The sequence below is a fragment of the Pseudomonas sp. SIMBA_067 genome, from assembly GCF_046534675.1.
Taxonomy (GTDB): Bacteria; Pseudomonadota; Gammaproteobacteria; order Pseudomonadales; family Pseudomonadaceae; genus Aquipseudomonas; species Aquipseudomonas putida.
Window position 1 is genome coordinate 123,809 of sequence record NZ_JAWRYH010000008.1, and the last position, 17,868, is coordinate 141,676.

Here is a 17,868-nt window from a genome sequence, read left to right on the forward strand (position 1 = left end):
CAAGGCCCAGTACCTGTGGGAGCTGGCTTGCCGGCGATGGGCTGCAAAGCAGCCCCGGCTATCTCAGCTGATACGCCGCACCGGCAACCACAACCGCACCCGCACCCCGCCATCGACGTTATCCACCGCCAACGCCCCGCCATGCAGTTGCATTACCTCGGCCACAAAATTCAGCCCCAGCCCGGTGCTCTTGCGCCCGCTCCCTGGCCGCGGCAGCGAGTAGAAGCGCTCGCTGACCCGCCCGATGGCATACGCCGGTATCGCCTGCCCCTGGTTGAACAGGCTCAATGCCACCCGATCGCCGTCGCGCTCCAGGTCAAACAGCAGTGCGCCACCTGCGGGGGTGAAATCCAGTGCGTTATCCAGCAGGTTGGCCAGCGCCTGGCGCATCAGGAACGGATCACACAGCAAGCGCAAGCCAGCCGGCACCCGCTGACGCACGTGCAAACCGGCGCCTTCGATTCGCGCCCCGTGAGCCAACAGCAACTCGTCCACCAGTGCCGCCAGCGCCACCTGCTGTTCATCCTCCAGGGCCTGCATCTGCTCGACCCTGGCCAGGTTGAGCAGGCGCTCGACCATCTGCTGCAAGCGCTCGCTCTCGCGCTCGATATTGCCGGCAAAGCGCGTGCGCTGGTCGGCGGGCATGCCCTCGTCCTGCAGCAGCTCGCAAGCCCCACGAATGGCCGCCAGCGGGCTTTTCAGTTCGTGCGTCAGGGTATGCACATAGCGCTCTACATAAGCCTTGCCCTCCAGCTGGGTGCGCATGCGTTCCACCGCCTGGGCCAGGTGCGCCAGCTCGCCGCCCTTGTAGTGCGGCAACGCAGTCCGCTCACCCTCACTGACCGCCTGGGCATAACGCGCCAGCCGGCGCAGCGAGCGCGCCAGCCACCAGGATAACGCCGCACCGATCAGCAAGCCGAGGCCGATCAGCCCCAGGCCCAGCGTGAGCAGGCGCCGCTCGGAACGGTCGATGTACGGCTGCAGCGAGCTGTTGGGTTTGGCCACGGTGACCACGCCGATGACCTTGCCGTCGTCGATGATCGGTGCGCCAACGTGCATCACCGAGGTGCTTTCATCATTGGGGTCGCTGCGGGTGGAGCGGGCGCCGTACTGGCCACGCAGGGTAAGCAGCACGTCATTCCACCGCGAGTAATCCTTGCCCAGCGCCTCACCGCTGGAGTCCAGCAGCACGATGCCCTTGGCGTCAGTCACATAGATGCGGTGGCTGACCTGGTTCTTGGCCAGGCCCCAGATCTGCGCGCCCGGGCTGCGCGAGCCGTAGGCCCTGAGTACTTGCGGCAGGCGGCTCTGGCTCAAGGTGCCGGCCTTGACGTCATCGCGCAGGATCTCGGCCAGCAGGTTGGCGGTGTCGACCAGTGTTTCTTCGGAAGACTGGCGTACCACCGGGCGGATCTGTTCACGCACCGTGTTGAGCAGAAAGTAGCCCGCCAGGCCGACGAACAGGAAATACACCAGGAAGATCCGGATGCCCAGGCGCATCAGGCATGGTCCGGGCTGTAGCTGTAGCCAAGGCCGCGGTGGGTCTGGATCGGCTCGGCGTCACCCGCGACCTGGCGCAGCTTGGCGCGCAGGCTTTTGATATGGCTGTCGATGGTGCGCTCGTACCCTGCATCGGAGGCCACCCCCAGGGCATCAAGCAGCTGTTCTCGGCTGAACACCCGCTGCGGCTGCTCCAGCAGGGATTGCAGCAGGCGGAATTCGTGGCGGGTCAGCGTGAGTGGCTGGCCGCGATAGGTGATCTGCATGCGCAGGGTGTCGAGCTGGAACAACGCCGCATCGATAGCCGGGTCGGCCCTGGGGCCCATGCGTTTGAGGATCGCGCGCACCCGCGCAGCCACTTCACGCGGGCTGAAGGGTTTAACGACGTAGTCGTCGGCACCAATTTCCAGGCCCACCACCCGGTCGATTTCACCGTCACGGGCGCTGAGGAACATCACTGGCACCTCGGTGAAACGGCGCAATTGGCGGCAGGTTTCGAAGCCACTGATGTCGGGCAGGCCGATGTCGAGGATGATCAGGTCGGCCGGGCGCTGGCGCTGCTGGTCGAGTGCAGCGCCGCCCAGGGTCACCCATTCGGTACTGTGGCCGTCGGCCTGCAGGGCGTAGACCAGGGTGTCGGCGATGGCGGCTTCGTCTTCGACGATGAGGATATGGGGCATCGAGCTACAAGCCTCAAGCTGCAAGCTTCAAGTAAAAGCGGATCACGTGAACTTACACTGATCTGTTCTCACTTGCAGCTTGCAGCTACTGCTTAGCAGTCAGGCTTGCCAGCGGTAAACTTCTTGGCCGGGTTGACCGCGGCCTTGAACTCACGCAGCGCTTTGGACCCCACCAGCAGCGGGTAGTTGAAGCTGCTGCGGTCCACCAAGTTCACTTCCACGGTGCGCTTCACGTCACCCAGGCACAGCTCCAGGTCCACCACCGGGCGCTTGGAAATTTCCGGCGCATCGCCCTCTTCCTCTTCATCGGCACGGCCCTTGATCTTGCTGATGCGCGAGACCTTGTGCTCGTACACCTTGCCGTCCGAGTCCTTGGTCGCCAAGCGGAAACGTACCCACTCGTCGCCATCGCGGTTGAACAGCTCAATGTCCTTGGCCGACAGCGACGCGGTGAAGGCACCGGTGTCCATCTTGGCCTTCAGGGTTTCGCCCAGCTCGGGCAGGGCGATGTTCTCGTACCGGCCGTAGATCGTAGGTTCGGCGGCCATTACTGGCAGCGCCAACAGTGACAACATGGCTAACAGAGATTTCACAAGCAGGCTTCCTTGAGAAGGGTCAGTGCTTAGACTGCACTGGCAGGATAGGTTCGCTGTCCCAAGCCTAATCAACATAATGTGAAACATTTGTTGCCGCCGCAGGGCATTGGACATTTGGCGTAGGCCACTGCCCTGCTTATCATTGCCAGCCGTTTATTTCCCACAACAAGAGTCTCTTTATGCGTCGCCTGCTGACCGGCATTCTTACTACCACTCTGCTGCTGCTCAATACAGTTGTGTTGATCTGCCCGCTGCTGGTCTTTGCCCTGCTCAAGCTGGTGCTGCCGGGCCGTGGCCGCGACTATGCCTCGTGGGCAGTGATGTGGGTGGCCGAAACCTGGTCGGAAATCGACAAGGCCATCTTCGCCCTGTGCATTCCTACAAACTGGGACATCCGCGGCGTAGAGAACCTGCGTAAGGACACCTCCTATCTTGCGGTAAGCAACCACCAGACCTGGGTCGATATCCCGGCGTTGATCGAAAGCCTCAACCGCCGCACGCCGTTCTTCAAGTTCTTCCTCAAGAAGGAATTGATCTGGGTTCCGCTGCTGGGCCTTGCCTGGTGGGGGCTGGATTACCCGTTCATGAAGCGCTACAGCAAGGCGTTTCTGGAAAAGCACCCCGAGCTCAAGGGCAAGGACCTGGAGATCACCAAGGCGGCCTGCGAGCTGTTCAAGCGTCAGCCAGTGACCGTGGTGAACTACCTGGAGGGCACCCGGTTTACCGAAACCAAGCGCCAGGAACAGCAGTCGCCGTATCGCTACCTGCTCAAGCCCAAGGCGGGTGGTGTGGCGTTTGTGCTCGCGGCATTGGGCGAGCAACTGGATGCCCTGCTGGATGTGACCATCGTGTACCCCGGCAACCAGGCACCGGGGTTCTGGGCGTTGCTCAATGGCAGCATTAGCCGGGTGATTATCGACATTCAAGTGCGAGAGCTGGACCCGGCATTGTGGGCGGGCGATTACGAGAATGACCCCGAGTTCCGGCAGACCGTACAGGCCTGGGTGAACCAGCTGTGGGCGGCGAAGGACCAGCGGATCGAGGCGCTGCGGGGAGAGCTGGGCTGATCTGGACTGGCCCTATCGCCGGCAAGCCAGCGCCCACAGGGACTGCACAGCATTGGCCAATGCGGGCATTCTGTGGGACCTGGCTTGCCGGCGATAGGGCCGGTGAACCCACTGCAAAGCCCGATTAAAACCCAGGCTAATAATCGACATAAGGATTACTTCTTTGTCACACCCCACCTAAGTGGATAAAAATCGATCAAAGCACAATTACAAAAAGCCTGGATCGATCAATGGCCAACCAACCTAGCTCCGCCCCCGCCCAACTCCGCCGTGTCCTCGGCCTGCCCGCCCTGGTGTTCTTCGGCCTGGTCTACATGGTCCCACTGACCATCTTCACCACCTACGGCATCGTCACCGAACTCACCGGTGGCCGCACCGCCGGCGCCTACCTGGTCACCCTGGTGGCCATGCTGTTCACCGCTGCGTCCTACAGCTTCATGGTCAAACGCTTCCCGGTGGCGGGCTCGGCGTATTCCTACACCAACATGGCCTTCGGCCCCACTATCGGCTTCCTTGCCGGCTGGTCGCTGCTGCTCGACTACCTGTTCCTGCCGATGATCAACTACCTGCTGATCGGCCTGTTCCTCAACATCGCGTTCCCGGCAGTGCCCGCCTGGGCCTTCGTGCTCGCCTGCATCGCCCTGGTGACAGTGCTGAACGTGGTCGGCATCAACTCGGTGGCCAAGACCAGCAACCTGATCGTCGGCGCGCAGATCGTGTTTATCGGTGTGTTTGTCGCGCTGTCCTGCCAAACGCTGGCCGGCCAGCCGCTCGACCTGCTATCGCCGCTAATCGGTGATGGCAGCAAACCGGGCTTCGGCCACCTGATGGCTGGCGCGGCGGTGCTGTGCTTGTCGTTCCTGGGCTTCGACGCTGTGTCGACCCTGGCCGAAGAATGCCGCGACGCACGCCGCGACGTGCCACGGGCGATCATCCTCACCACCCTGTTTGCCGGCTTGCTGTTCACCCTGCTGGCTTACGTCAGCCAGCTGGTGCTGCCAGGCAGCAGCTTCGCCAATGCCGATGCAGCGGCCAACGAAGTGATGTTCAAGGCTGGCGGGCAGTTCCTGACCAACTTCTTCACCGCCGCTTATGTTGCGGGCAGCCTGGGTTCGGCGCTGGCCTCGCAGGCGGCGGTGTCGCGCATCCTGTTCACCATGGGCCGCGACAACGTGCTGCCACGCCGTAGCTTCGGCTACCTGTCGCCGCGCTTTGGTACGCCAGTGTTCGCTATCTTGCTGGTGTCAGCCTTCTCGCTGCTGGCGCTGGTGATCGACCTGGCTACCCTCGCCTCGCTGATCAGCTTCGGCGCGCTGGTGGCGTTCTCGGCGGTGAACCTGGCGGTGGTGAAGACGCATCTGATGGACGATGCAAGCCAGCGTAATGCCAAGGGGCTGTTGAGCTATGGGGTGGTGCCGCTGGTGGGGTTGGGGCTGACCTTGTGGCTGTGGACCAGCCTGTCGGCGGTGACGCTGGTGATCGGGTTGTGCTGGTTTGCCCTGGGGTTGGTCTATCTGGCAACACTGACTGCCGGCTTCCGCCGCCCAGTGCGTATGGTGGATTTCTCCGAAGCCGGCTGACCTCAAAGACGGGTACTGATAATTCTGCTAGTTGTGCATGGCCTTGCAAACATCAAGACTGAGGCAGACCGTCTTGCGAGGCCAGCCCTATGTCAGTAGCAGTGTTTACGTATTGCCCATATGGGCAGAGTAATAACCACACAAACCAGAACCCTGTGCTTGGCTTTAACGGTGAGCGATATGATCTTGCCGCCCGCGCCTATGCGTTGGGCCAAGGCTACCGCAGTTATAGTCCTGTTCTGATGCGCTTCCATGCTCCGGACCACCTCAGCCCGTTTGAGCAGGGCGGGCTCAACGCTTACGCTTTTTGCGAAGGTGACCCGGTCAATTATCAAGACCCCACAGGCCATATGCGAGGGGCGAGCATATGGCTAAGTTCCAAGGAAGCGTTAAAACGCCTGGTATCGATTTTTGATCGACCCGCTTCTCCTACTGTGGGGACCAAGGTAATACCGGACACTCTGACCACGCCAGTCACAGCGACCAAAAAAATAACACGATTCAGTAATCTACCCTCCCGCATAACCTATCCAGATGAAGCAGAGCTGACTAGACCTGACCAGTTTCGATACCGGGCAGAACTCATAAAATATTACGAAAGAGAGCTCATGAAAAATGAGCCATTGCTAAATGAGTTCGCTGACCTCCGCAAAAAAATCGAAATGCGCGCGTCCAATGGAATTAAGATTGACGTAGCAGATCAAGAAAGATTTGGAATTCTTGAAAATACGAAACTACGATTTGATCAACTCAGAAAGGAGATCGGTAAAACCCGCTCAATTTAAACATGAGACTAAAGCAAAGGGCACTGATCTCGCGCCTAAGCGCTGAATATGAATACGTTTCAGTGCCCCCTATTTTTACACCGAAGGGGCTGGTGTAGATGCCGGCGCGGTCCACAGGCTACTCAGGTTCGGCAACAATGACCCAGCAATCCCCTGCTGCCCCAAATACTGCAGAATCAGTGGCGCAAACTGCCCGATCATCCCGGTATCCATCCCCAGCGCCTTGAACGCACCGTCCAGGTCGCTGCGGTTTTCCACGTTGTTGCCCAGCGCGTTGCTCAAGGCCGACTCGCTTTCGCTGTTCTTGCCCAGCAAGTCGCCCAAGCCGCTCAAGCCACCCAGCGCATTGGCTCCGGCCAGCAGGTCCAGCCCTGGCACTGCCTTGGTCAGTTGCCCATAGTCATCGCTGCTAAGGTTGTTGCGCGCCAGCCCCAACATCGCCCCAGCTCCGCCCACGGCCTGTTCGGGGGTGATCTTCAATTCGCTGTCCAAGGTGTTCATCAGATTGGCCTGTGCCTCAGGTGCCTGTACTTGGCCCTGCTGCTTCTGAGCTTGCATGGCGGACACGGCGTTGGCAGCGTCGCTGAGGTAGAAGGCGAACACCGGGCTTGCGGCCAGAGTCATCAGGGTTGCCAGGGTGAATGCTTTCATCGGGAGAGACCTCGTGGGCCTGGATGGCCGCGGAAACGAGGCTTTTAACTCGGCGTTCCGGGGTTTGTTCCGAGCCGGTTGTCGAGACTATCAAGCAGTGGCACCAACCTGTTATTTTTGCCAGTAGCGGCATGCTCAGATCATTTAGATACTTGAAGAGGTCAAGACAAATGGGCGAAAAAGACACGCCCTCTGATAGCGAGTACAACAACATGAACAAATGCGGCGTACATGCTTACTCTCCCTATGGTTTTACAGTATCGCTCCATTCAGTAAAAAAGATGCTCGGGTTCAATGGCGAATACGCGCAAGCCCTAACATTGTTATATATGCTGGGTTCCGGTCACAGAAGTTACGGCACCGAGTTGATGCGCTTCCTTTCGCCTGACAGTTTGAGCCCGTTTGGCGACGGAGGGATCAACACCTACGCCTACTGCGCAGGCGACCCGGTGAACCGCACCGACCCAACTGGACGCTCTTACCTCCACAATCATTACATCCAGAAGCCCACCCCTACGCCGCTTATTCAATTACCCAAGCGTGGTCCAGAACCAACATTGCCCCAGCCCCTCCCACGTCTCGCTGGCAAGAATTTTAGTACAACACGTTTGAATACGATGACTTATGCCGAACTTCGATATCGGACCAGGATTTCAAAAGCCGAACTGAACAATGCTAAACGTCTGATGCTGAGTAGCCCCGACGAAACCGGTGCAGCTGCTACCAAACGATTCATCTCGTTGGAAAATCGCCACCATCGGTTGGTGGAAGCACTGAATACAAAGATAACCGAACGATATGCAGGCGTGATTCAGGCAATGACAGAGCAAAATTTATTCCGGCCAAAGATCAAGGTGCCACTCAGTCCAGAATTACTCCGCCTGATTCGCGATGGCGTGGATCTGAGCATCCCCAACTCTTACGACATGAGAACCGTCACCCCGCCTTACTAGGGGCGGGAAGTATGCGCTGCGCAGCGCTTGCTCCGCGCTTCACATCATCCATCTGCGCTTGGAACAAGCACTGATGGATGATGCTGAGTTGAGGCGCTAAGTGCTCGCTTTGACAGGTTCGAAGCCTGTTGAATCGAGCGCCAAATCTGCCAGGGGGAACAACTCCCCCAAAAAAAGCCGCCCACCACTTCAGCGCTGATGTCTGCGTTCTCGCTGCTGGCGTTGGTAATTGACCTAGCCAACTTGGCATCGTTGATAAGCTTTGGGGCGCTGGTGCCATTTCCGGCGGTGAACCAAGCGGTGGTGAAGACGCATCTGTTGGATAATGGTGCTCAGCGTAACCTCAAGGGGGCGCCAGCCTTCAACGGCTGTGATACCCACACTGCCCCTAAAACCCACTAGACCGAAGGCTGGGTCAAGGGCGCTGGGGCAGTCCACAAGCTCCCCAGGTTTTGCAATAGCGAACCAGCAATCCCCTGCTGCCCCAGGTACTGCAGAATCAACGGGGCGAACTGCCCGATCATCCCGGTGTCCATCCCCAACGCCTTGAACGCACTGTCCAGGTCGCTGCGGTTTTCCACGTTGTTGCCCAGCGCATTGCTCAATGCCGACTGATTTTCGCTGTTCTTACCCAGCAAATCGCCTAAGCCGCTCAAGCCCCCCAGCGCATTCGCACCGGCCAGCAGGTCCAGCCCCGGCACTGCCTTGGTCAGTTGGCCGTAGTCATCGCTGCTCAGGTTGTTGCGCGCCAGCCCCAACATAGCCCCAGCTCCGCCCACGGCCTGTTCGGGGGTGATCTTCAATTCGCTGCCCAAGGTATTGAGCAGGTTGGCCTGGGCCTCGGGCGCTTGCACCTGGCCTTGCTGGTTCTGGGTCTGCATGGCGGACACGGCATTGGCGGCGTCGCTGAGGTTGAAGGCGAACACCGGGCTGGCGGCCAGGGTCATCAGGGTTGCCAAGGTGAGTGCTTTCATCGGAAGGGACCTCGTCGGCCGGGATGGCCTCGAAAACGAAGGGTTTGACTGGAAATCTGAGGGATTGTTCCGAGCCCCAAAAGGCGCACACCTGACATTTCTGCCAGTAGTCAATTGCTCAAGACACCCCAGATAATCGTAGAGCCCACGCCATACATTTCCGGGGCCAACTGCAGACAACGGGAGCACGTCGGTGAAAAACAGTCCTGATACCCCCAAATATTTCTACCAGACCAGCAAACTGACCACTGTCATTGGAAACGATCAGAAGCGTTCATTCCTGCGGATTGGAACGCTCCCTCTTGCTGAGTCCGCTGGCAAAGAAGCAAGAAGCTCCCAGCTTTTCGCAACGGATGAGATGGACTCAGTGCTTGTCGTGAGCACGCCTGACGGAAAGCAAAACAATCACAACTACACCCCCTTTGGATACAACGACAAACTGCCATCAGGATCCACAGCGATGGGATTCAACGGCGAGTTCATATTGGACAACATGCACCTTTATCTCCTAGGCCAAGGACACCGTGGCTTTAGCACCGAGATGAGACGGTTCATCGGACCGGACAATGCTGAAAGCCCATTCGCCCGAGGCGGGGTCAATGCTTTCGCGTACTGTGTGAATGACCCAGTCAATCGGAAAGATGAAACGGGGATGTGGAGCATTCTCAAGCCTAGAACGTGGTTTCGTAGTAACCAAGCAAAATTGGAGCAGCGCTTGGAAAGCATGACGGTTATTAATGCAAAACTGAAAGAGCAAACCGCCAAACTCAATAATTTAGTCAACAAAAGAGAATACGGAGGAAAAACAGTCGCCCCAAGAATTGAGGCCGCTAGAAAAACCCTCCAAAAAACGCTTGACAGGGGTTTAAGAAAGGCACGCGGCATAAATAGATACGTAGAAAGTAAAGATCATGCATACATTTTCTCCGAACATTACCATGCCCAACAAGCTATAACAAATTCAACCCCTGATACTAACCGCCCAACGAGCGGGAACACCGATAGAAGAAACATGTTCTACACGCAAAAAAAATATGACGATCCTAATGACGACAGAAACTACCAATTCGGGGCAATCGACGCAAATAATGAGACGCGCCGGCCACAATCGAAGTAATTAACTGTCTGCATGAAAATGACTGCGCAGTGGCTCTTCGCTCCACCGCCACTCTCCAGGCTTCGGAACTGATGGGGTATGTGCGGGCGGCGCTCGATCTCAAAGCGATGAAAATTTTGTGACAAGCACCTCCGGCCGAGATGCCTTATCAGAATGGACAAAAAGCCCCTCAATGCGAGGGGCTCTTTTTACTCGACGCTGATTACGCCGCGCCCCACATTTTGTGCGGGTCGATCACAAACTTCTTAGGCACACCGGCATCAAACTCGCCATACCCTTCCGGCGCCTGATCCAGGTTGATCACCTGCACACCCACCACTTCAGCAATGTTGATGCGGTCCCACATGATCGCCTGCATCAGCTGGCGGTTGTATTTCATGGTCGGGGTCTGGCCGGTGTGGAAGCTGTGCGATTTCGCCCAGCCCAGGCCAAAGCGGATGCTCAGCGCGCCGATCTTGGCAGCGGCATCCACCGCGCCCGGGTCTTCGGTCACGTACAGGCCCGGGATACCGATGTTGCCGGCCACGCGGGTCACTTGCATCAGCGAGTTCAGCACGGTGGCAGGGGCCTCGTGCTTGGCACCTTCGTGGCCATGCCCACGGGCCTCGAAGCCGACGGCGTCGACGGCGCAGTCCACTTCCGGCTCACCGAGGATGTCGATGATCTGCTCGTGCAGCGGGGTGTCCTTGGACAGGTCGACCACTTCGAAGCCTTGCGACTTGGCGTGGGCCAGGCGGGCCGGGTTCAGGTCACCGACGATGACGCAGGCGGCGCCCAGCAGGCGGGCCGAGGCAGCAGCGGCCAGGCCGACAGGGCCAGCGCCCGCAACGTAAACGGTGCTGCCTGGGCCTACGCCAGCCGTCACGGCACCGTGGTAGCCGGTGGGCAGGATGTCGGACAGGCAGGTAAGGTCACGGATCTTTTCCATGGCCTTGTCGCGGTCCGGCAGTTTCAGCAGGTTGAAGTCGGCGTATGGCACCAGCACGTACTCAGCCTGGCCGCCGGTCCAGTCGCCCATGTCGACGTAGCCGTAGGCACCACCGGCGCGAGCCGGGTTGACGGTGAGGCAGACGCCGGTGTGCATCTCTTTGCAGGAGCGGCAGCGGCCGCAGGCAACGTTGAACGGCACCGACACCAGGTCACCGATTTTCAGGCGTTCGACGTCACGCCCGATCTCGACGATTTCACCGGTGATTTCGTGGCCCAGGACCAGGCCGACCTGGGCAGTGGTGCGGCCACGGACCATGTGCTGGTCAGAACCGCAGATGTTGGTGGAGACCACCTTCAGGATGACGCCGTGCTCGATCTTCTTGCCACGCGGGTCCTGCATTTTCGGGTAGTCGATGTGTTGCACTTCGACCTTGCCGGCGCCGAGATATACCACTCCACGATTGCCAGACATGCTCTTACCTCGCTTGATTTTTATTTATGCAGCGGTGGTTGAACGCGCCGCCATCCATGGGCGGCTTGTGTTACTGGAATGCAGGGAATTGTGGGCCTGATAGGCCGGGCTGCACTGACTGGAAACGACAGGGGGATGTCTTTTAGCGGCAGGTACAAAGGTGTGAGGCCATTCGCGGGCAAGCCCGCTCCCACAGGCTCACCGCTCTTTCGAACATGGCGATGAACCTGTGGGAGCGGGCTTGTCCCGCGAAGAGGCCGGTACAGGATGTCAGAGCACGACCGTGCGGTTGGCGTTGAGGAACACCCGCCGCTCGATGTGATACCCCACCGCACGCGCCAGGGTCAGGCATTCGATATCCCGCCCCTTGGCAATCAGGTCTTCGGGATAGTGACTGTGATCCACCACCTCGACACCCTGGGCAATGATCGGCCCCTCGTCCAGGTCGTTGTTGATGTAGTGCGCCGTGGCACCGACCATCTTCACGCCCTTGTTGTAGGCCTGGTGGTAAGGCTTGGCGCCCTTGAACCCTGGCAACAGCGAGTGGTGAATATTGATCGCCCAACCATCCAGACGGCGGCAAAGCTCGGGCGACAGTACCTGCATATAGCGCGCGAGGATCACCAGCTCGGCGCCGGTTTCCTCGATCACCTGCAGCACCTTGCGTTCTTGCCCAGGCTTGTCCTTGGGGTCGAGGGCGAAGTGGTAGTAAGGGATCTTGTGCCACTGCGCCAGCGGTTCGAGATCAGGGTGGTTGGACACCACCGCGACCACGTCCATGCCCAGTTGCCCAATCCGCTGACGATACAGCAGGTCATTCAGGCAATGGTCAGCCTTGGACACCATGATCACCACCTTGGGGCGGTGGTTGGGCGCGGTCAGCTCGAAGGCCATGCCGAACGCTTCGCTGCGCTCGGCGAGGCCGGCCCGGAAGCCCGCCTCGTCGAAATCGTCCGGCTGACGGAACTCGACGCGAATGAAGAAGCGCCCCGACTGCCGGTCATCGAAGGAGTGGTGCTCCGTCACGTAGCAGCGCTGCTCGAAGAGGTAACGCGTCACCACGTCGACGGTGCCGAGCATGCTCGGGCAGTCGGCGGTGAGAATCCAGGTATCCGGTGCCCGACTCATGTTCTTGCTCCTTAGGCTTCGATGCTCAGGCCGTATTCGGCAGAAGCGTCCTGCAGCCACAGCCACCAGTAATCGGCGAAGCTGCGGCGAATCACCAGCTCCCAAGTGTCTTCGGCGGTACGGCGGATCACCAGTTGCGACTTGGCGAACACGGTGCCCACGGCCTTGCCCACCGGGAAGTTGTTCGGGTGAACATCATAGCTGGTGGATTTCATCAGCACTTCGCGCACGTTCGGGCCGCGCAGTTCCAGCAGGCTTTGCCCGCCGCTGACGTTGACCACCTGGATGTGCTGGCCTTCAAGGGCTGCACGCAGCTTTTGCTCGACCGCCAGTTCCTGGCCGCCGGGCACGATCAGCAGCCACTCGTCGGGGCCGACCCATTGCAGCGACATTTCGTTGTGGGCAACCACGGTCAGGGCCACTGGCAGCTCAAGGCCCAGGGCCTTGTGCACGCCGGCGGCGAATTCCGGGTTGTGGCCATCACCGCGCAGGGTGAGGTGGCCGAGGAACTTGCGTTCACGCAGGGTCACGCCTGCGTTCTTGCGGCCTTTGCCTACCAGGCTGGCCAGGTCGGCATGGTGCAGTGGCGACTGGGCTTTGGCCTCGGCGCCGGGGTTTTGCTGGAAGACGTTGATAGCGCTCATTTCTTACCTGCCTTGAATTCTGGATTCGACCACGATGCCTGCGGGAGGCGGCCATCCTGTGGGAGCGGGCATGCCCGCGAATGCGATGTTGAATTCACCGCCCTCTTCGCGGGCACGCCCGCTCCCACAGAGACCTCATTCCACGCCTGACACCGGTTGGACCGGGGCCTTAGACGTTCTGCCGCTCACCCTTCGGATCGAAGAACACCGAAGACACGATTTCCGCCTCGATCACGCTGCCATCTGCCTGCGGCGAGTAGACACGCTCGCCCATGCGCTTGAGGCCGCCTTTGACCACACCCATGGCGAACGAGTAGCCCAGGGAGTTGGACGCGTAGCTGGAGGTGACGTGGCCGACCATGTCCATCGGAATCGGCTGTTTCGGGTCGAACACCAGCTGGGCGCCTTCCGGCAGCCACTTGGTCGGGTCGACCGGCTTCAGGCCCACCAGCTGCTTGCGGTTCTCACGTACGCAGTCTTCGCGGTTCATGCCACGCAGGCCGATCCACGAGAACGGCTTGTTGCGGCCAACGCACCAGCTCATGTTCAGGTCGTCCGGGTTCATCGAACCATCGGTGTCCTGGCCCACGATGATGAAGCCCTTCTCGGCACGCAGTACGTGCATGGTCTCGGTGCCGTACGGGGTCAGGTTGTACTTCTTGCCCGCCTCGATGATCTGTTCCAGCACGCCCATGGCGTAGTTGGCCTGCACGTTCACTTCGTACGACAGCTCGCCGGTGAACGAGATACGGAACACACGGGCCGGCACGCCACCGACGTTGCCTTCCTTCCAGGTCATGAACGGGAAGGCTTCCTTGTCCATGTCGATGTCGGTCAGCTCACTCAGCAGCTTGCGGCTGTTAGGGCCGGACAGGGTCATGGTGGCCCAGTGGTCGGTAACCGAGGTGAAGTACACCTTCAGCTCTGGCCATTCGGTCTGGTGGTACAGCTCCATCCACTGCAGCACACGGGCGGCGCCGCCGGTGGTGGTGGTCATGATGAAGTGGTTGTCGCCGACGCAGGCGGTTACGCCGTCGTCGAAGACCATGCCGTCTTCCTTGCACATCAGGCCGTAGCGGGCCTTACCCACGTCCAGCTTGGTCCAGGCATTGGTATAGATGCGGTTGAGGAACTCACGCGCGTCCGGGCCCTGGATGTCGATCTTGCCCAGGGTCGAGGCGTCCAGCAGGCCCACGCTGTCGCGCACGGCCTTGCACTCGCGGGCCACGGCGGCATGGATGTCTTCACCGGCTTTGGGGAAGTACCAAGGGCGCTTCCACTGGCCAACGTCTTCGAACTCGGCGCCGTTCTTCACGTGCCAGGCATGCAGGGCGGTGAAGCGTACGGGCTCGAACAGGTGGCCACAGTGACGGCCCGCTACCGCGCCGAACGTCACCGGCGTGTAGTTGGGGCGGAACATGGTGGTGCCCATTTCCGGGATGGTGATGCCGATCGAACGGGCGGCGATGGCCAGGCCGTTGATGTTGCCCAGTTTGCCCTGATCGGTACCGAAACCCAGCGCGGTGTAGCGTTTTACGTGCTCGACCGACTCGAAGCCTTCACGGGTGGCCAGCTCGATACCTGCGGCGGTCACGTCGTTCTGCTGGTCGACGAACTGCTTCGGCCCCTTGGTGCCTTTGTCGTGCGGCACCTGGAACAGTGCCACGGTGGCCTCTTCCTTGCGCGCCACGGTTTTTGGCAGGGTGCCGACAGAGGCCTTGAAGCCCGCCTCGGTGGCTGCGCGAACGCCGCCTTCGAAGCCATCGGCAATCACGTCACCGAGGGCGTAGACGCCATTGATACCGCCCACGCACTCGCGTTTCTGCGGCGCATCGCCCGGTACGAAGCCGAGGATGTCGTCACGCCACACTGGGCGACCGCCCAGGTGCGAAGCCAGGTGCACGATCGGGCTGTAGCCACCGGAGGTTGCGATCAGGTCGCACTCAAGGGTTTCGCCTGGGCTGGTGACTTTGTGCGCCTGCACATCGATGGCCGCCACGCGGGCGCCGGTGACATGCTTGCTGCCTTTGGCCTCGACCACGGCGCTGGAGGTGAGGATGCGGATGCCTTTGGCACGCGCTTCTTCAACCAGCGAGCCACGTGGGTTGTGGCGGGCGTCGGCGATGGCGACCACTTGCAGGCCAGCGTCGTGCCAGTCCAGCGCGGCGCGGTAGGCGTGATCGTTGTTGGTCGACAGCACCAGCTTGCGGCCCGGTGCCACGCCGTAGCGGCGAACGTAGGTGGAAACGGCACCGGCCAGCATGTTGCCCGGTACGTCGTTGTTGCCGTACACCAGCGGCCGCTCGTGGGCGCCGGGCGCCAGTACCACGCGCTTGGCGCGTACACGGTGCACACGGTGACGTACCTGGCCGATCGGGGCGCGGTCGCCGAGGTGGTCGGTAAGGCGCTCATGAATGGTCAGGAAGTTATGGTCGTGGTAGCCGTTGACCGTGGCACGTGGCAGCAGGGTCACGTCCGGCAGGCCTTCCAGCTCTTTGACCACGGCATTGACCCAGTCGGCGGCAGGCTTGCCGTCGAGGGTTTCGCGGCTGTCGAGCAGGCTGCCGCCAAACTCTTCCTGCTCGTCAGCCAGGATCACCCGTGCGCCGCTGCGCGCAGCAGCCAGTGCAGCGGCCAGGCCAGCAGGGCCGGCGCCGACAATCAGCACATCGCAGTGCTGGTTCATGTAGTCGTAGCTGTCCGGGTCGTTCTGCAGCGGTGCACGGCCAAGGCCTGCAGCTTTGCGGATGTACTTCTCGTACGTCATCCAGAACGATTTCGGGTACATGAAGGTTTTGTAGTAGAAGCCCGGCGGCATCATGCTGCCGCCCACCTTGCCGAGGATGCCCATCACGTCATTGTTGACGTTCGGCCAGCCGTTGGTGCTGGTGGCGACAAGGCCTGCATACAGCGCTTGTTGAGTAGCGCGCACGTTCGGGATCTGGGTGGCTTCGCTGGAACCGATCTGCAGGATGGCGTTCGGTTCTTCGGTACCGGCAGCGATGATGCCGCGTGGGCGCGAATACTTGAAGCTGCGGCCGACGATGTCTACGCCGTTGGCCAGCAACGCAGCGGCCAGGCTGTCACCGGCATAACCCTGGTAGGTCTTGCCGTTGAAAGTGAAATTCAGGACCTTGCTGCGGTCGATGCGGCCGCCGCTGGCGAGGCGATAGGTCTGGCTCATACTTTTTCCCCTTGGCCTTTGACGGTCGACGGTGCGTTCGCAGCTTTACCGTTGGCGGTCACTTGCGGCTTTTCGCCAATCTTGTAGGTTTCCAGAATTTCGTAGGTCACGGTGTCGCGGGTGACGTTGAAGTACTGGCGGCAACCGGCAACGTGGTCCCACAGTTCATGGTGAATACCGCGTGGGTTATCACGGTAGAACATGTAGGTACCCCACTCCTCGTCGGAGCAGGCGGCGGGGTCCAGCGGGCGGGCGATGTGCGCCTGGCCAGAGGCGTGAAACTCTTCTTCGGAGCGCAGCTCGCCGCAGTGGGGACAGAAAATATGCAACATGACGGTGTCTCCGGTTAGTGGGCGACGGCGGCGGCGCCGTGTTCGTCGATCAGTGCGCCGTTGTAGAAACGGTCCATGGAGAACGGCGCGGCCAGTGGGTGCATTTCGCCCTTGGCCAGGCTCGCGGCGAAGACGTTGCCCGAACCCGGGGTCGCCTTGAAGCCGCCAGTACCCCAACCGCAGTTGAAGAACATGTTCTTGACCGGGGTCTTGGTGATGATCGGGCAGGCGTCCGGCGAGGTGTCGACGATGCCGCCCCACTGGCGGTTCATGCGCACGCGCGAGAGGTTGGGGAACATCTCGACGATGGCCTGCAGGGTGTGCTCGATCACCGGGTACGAACCGCGCTGGCCGTAGCCGACCCAGCCGTCGATACCAGCACCGATTACCAGGTCGCCCTTGTCGGACTGGCTGATGTAGCCGTGCACGGCGTTGGACATGATCACGCTGTCGATGATCGGCTTGATCGGCTCGGATACCAGCGCTTGCAGCGGGTGCGATTCCAGCGGCAGGCGGAAACCGGCCAGCTTGGCCATGTGCCCGGAGTTACCCGCGGTGACCACGCCAACGCGCTTGGCGCCGATGAAGCCTTTGTTGGTTTCCACACCAATGACCGCGCCGTTTTCCTTGCGGAAGCCGATCACTTCGGTCTGCTGGATCAGGTCCACGCCCAGGGCGTCGGCAGCGCGGGCATAGCCCCAGGCCACGGCGTCGTGGCGGGCTACGCCACCACGGCGCTGAACGGTTGCGCCAAGGATCGGGTAACGGGTGTTCTTCGAGCAGTCCAGGTACGGGATTTCGGCCGCGACCTGGGCGGTGTTCAGCAGCTCGCCATCGACACCGTTGAGGCGGTTGGCGCTGACGCGGCGCTCGGAGTCACGAATGTCCTGCAGGGTGTGGCACAGGTTGTACACGCCGCGCTGGGAGAACATCACGTTGTAGTTGATGTCCTGGGACAGGCCTTCCCACAGCTTCATGGCGTGCTCGTACAGCTGCGCCGACTCGTCCCACAGGTAGTTGGAGCGCACGATGGTGGTGTTACGGGCGGTGTTGCCGCCGCCCAGGTAACCTTTCTCGATCACGGCAACGTTGGTGATGCCGTGCTCTTTGGCCAGGTAGTAGGCCGTGGCCAGGCCATGCCCGCCACCGCCGACGATAACCACGTCGTAAACCTTTTTAGGGGTTGGCGTGCGCCACATGCGCTGCCAGTTTTCGTGGTGGCTGAGGGAGTGTTTGAAGAGGCCGAAGCCCGAGTAGCGTTGCATGGTCGTTTAC

Annotated in this window: 16 protein-coding genes and 1 pseudogene; 6 read left to right on the forward strand and 11 right to left on the reverse strand. The window is 60.5% G+C overall.

The annotated features are described in order from the left end of the window. Positions 1-63: 63 nt before the first annotated feature. The 3 genes from creC to SB765_RS18435 form a co-directional block, all read right to left on the reverse strand. Positions 64-1,500 carry a two-component system sensor histidine kinase CreC gene (gene creC / locus SB765_RS18425; RefSeq protein ID WP_410911132.1) on the reverse strand — a complete coding sequence of 479 codons (1,437 nt, stop codon included), beginning with the start codon at positions 1,498-1,500 and terminating at the stop codon, positions 64-66. Next, a complete protein-coding gene (gene creB, locus SB765_RS18430; protein ID WP_341797354.1) occupies positions 1,500-2,180 on the reverse strand; it encodes a two-component system response regulator CreB in 681 nt (226 codons plus the stop codon). The genes creC and creB overlap by 1 nt, the downstream gene beginning before the upstream one ends. A gap of 92 nt (positions 2,181-2,272) precedes the next feature. After that, on the reverse strand, positions 2,273-2,773 hold the full coding sequence (locus tag SB765_RS18435; protein WP_341797353.1) for an ATP-dependent zinc protease: 501 nt from the start codon (positions 2,771-2,773) through the stop codon (positions 2,273-2,275). A gap of 182 nt (positions 2,774-2,955) precedes the next feature. Here SB765_RS18435 and SB765_RS18440 point away from each other — a divergent pair, with 182 nt between their 5' ends. The 3 genes from SB765_RS18440 (at position 2,956) to SB765_RS18450 (ending at position 6,208) form a co-directional block, all read left to right on the forward strand. Beyond that, positions 2,956-3,843 (forward strand): acyltransferase, encoded by an 888-nt coding sequence (locus tag SB765_RS18440; RefSeq protein WP_341797352.1) that lies wholly within the window; start codon positions 2,956-2,958, stop codon positions 3,841-3,843. A gap of 230 nt (positions 3,844-4,073) precedes the next feature. Beyond that, on the forward strand, positions 4,074-5,423 hold the full coding sequence (locus SB765_RS18445) for an APC family permease (protein WP_410931718.1): 1,350 nt from the start codon (positions 4,074-4,076) through the stop codon (positions 5,421-5,423). A gap of 89 nt (positions 5,424-5,512) precedes the next feature. Further along, entirely contained in the window at positions 5,513-6,208 is a 696-nt protein-coding gene (locus tag SB765_RS18450) for an RHS repeat-associated core domain-containing protein (protein ID WP_410911131.1), read from the forward strand. A gap of 75 nt (positions 6,209-6,283) precedes the next feature. On the opposite strand, the gene SB765_RS18455 is transcribed toward SB765_RS18450, so the two are convergent. Further along, positions 6,284-6,859 carry a DUF2780 domain-containing protein gene (locus SB765_RS18455; protein ID WP_341797350.1) on the reverse strand — a complete coding sequence of 192 codons (576 nt, stop codon included), beginning with the start codon at positions 6,857-6,859 and terminating at the stop codon, positions 6,284-6,286. A gap of 170 nt (positions 6,860-7,029) precedes the next feature. Here SB765_RS18455 and SB765_RS18460 point away from each other — a divergent pair, with 170 nt between their 5' ends. After that, positions 7,030-7,812, forward strand: a complete 783-nt coding sequence (locus SB765_RS18460) for an RHS repeat-associated core domain-containing protein (protein ID WP_341797349.1) — start codon at positions 7,030-7,032, stop codon at positions 7,810-7,812. Positions 7,813-8,007: 195 nt separating this feature from the next. Next, positions 8,008-8,163 (forward strand): annotated as a pseudogene (locus SB765_RS18465) (Putrescine importer PuuP); the annotation flags it as partial. A gap of 47 nt (positions 8,164-8,210) precedes the next feature. Here SB765_RS18465 and SB765_RS18470 read toward each other — a convergent pair. Then, complete coding sequence (locus SB765_RS18470) at positions 8,211-8,786, reverse strand: DUF2780 domain-containing protein (protein ID WP_341797348.1); 576 nt, start codon at positions 8,784-8,786, stop codon at positions 8,211-8,213. Between the two features lie 193 nt (positions 8,787-8,979). Here SB765_RS18470 and SB765_RS18475 point away from each other — a divergent pair, with 193 nt between their 5' ends. Next, positions 8,980-9,903, forward strand: a complete 924-nt coding sequence (locus tag SB765_RS18475) for an RHS repeat-associated core domain-containing protein (RefSeq protein ID WP_410911130.1) — start codon at positions 8,980-8,982, stop codon at positions 9,901-9,903. Between the two features lie 202 nt (positions 9,904-10,105). Here SB765_RS18475 and fdhA read toward each other — a convergent pair whose 3' ends face one another. The 6 genes from fdhA to SB765_RS18505 form a co-directional block, all read right to left on the reverse strand. Beyond that, positions 10,106-11,305, reverse strand: coding sequence for a formaldehyde dehydrogenase, glutathione-independent (gene fdhA, locus SB765_RS18480; RefSeq protein WP_016497631.1), 1,200 nt, complete (start codon positions 11,303-11,305; stop codon positions 10,106-10,108). Between the two features lie 270 nt (positions 11,306-11,575). After that, positions 11,576-12,433, reverse strand: a complete 858-nt coding sequence (purU, locus tag SB765_RS18485) for a formyltetrahydrofolate deformylase (protein WP_016714526.1) — start codon at positions 12,431-12,433, stop codon at positions 11,576-11,578. 11 nt (positions 12,434-12,444) lie between these two features. Next, the gene (locus SB765_RS18490; RefSeq protein ID WP_341797346.1) at positions 12,445-13,077 is read right to left on the reverse strand and encodes a sarcosine oxidase subunit gamma; all 633 of its coding nucleotides are present in this window, start codon (positions 13,075-13,077) and stop codon (positions 12,445-12,447) included. Positions 13,078-13,246: 169 nt separating this feature from the next. Continuing rightward, on the reverse strand, positions 13,247-16,261 hold the full coding sequence (locus tag SB765_RS18495) for a sarcosine oxidase subunit alpha (RefSeq protein ID WP_341797345.1): 3,015 nt from the start codon (positions 16,259-16,261) through the stop codon (positions 13,247-13,249). Then, on the reverse strand, positions 16,258-16,593 hold the full coding sequence (locus tag SB765_RS18500) for a sarcosine oxidase subunit delta (RefSeq protein ID WP_016484537.1): 336 nt from the start codon (positions 16,591-16,593) through the stop codon (positions 16,258-16,260). The genes SB765_RS18495 and SB765_RS18500 overlap by 4 nt, the downstream gene beginning before the upstream one ends. Positions 16,594-16,607: 14 nt before the next feature. After that, complete coding sequence (locus SB765_RS18505) at positions 16,608-17,858, reverse strand: sarcosine oxidase subunit beta family protein (protein ID WP_016484536.1); 1,251 nt, start codon at positions 17,856-17,858, stop codon at positions 16,608-16,610. Positions 17,859-17,868: the final 10 nt, after the last annotated feature.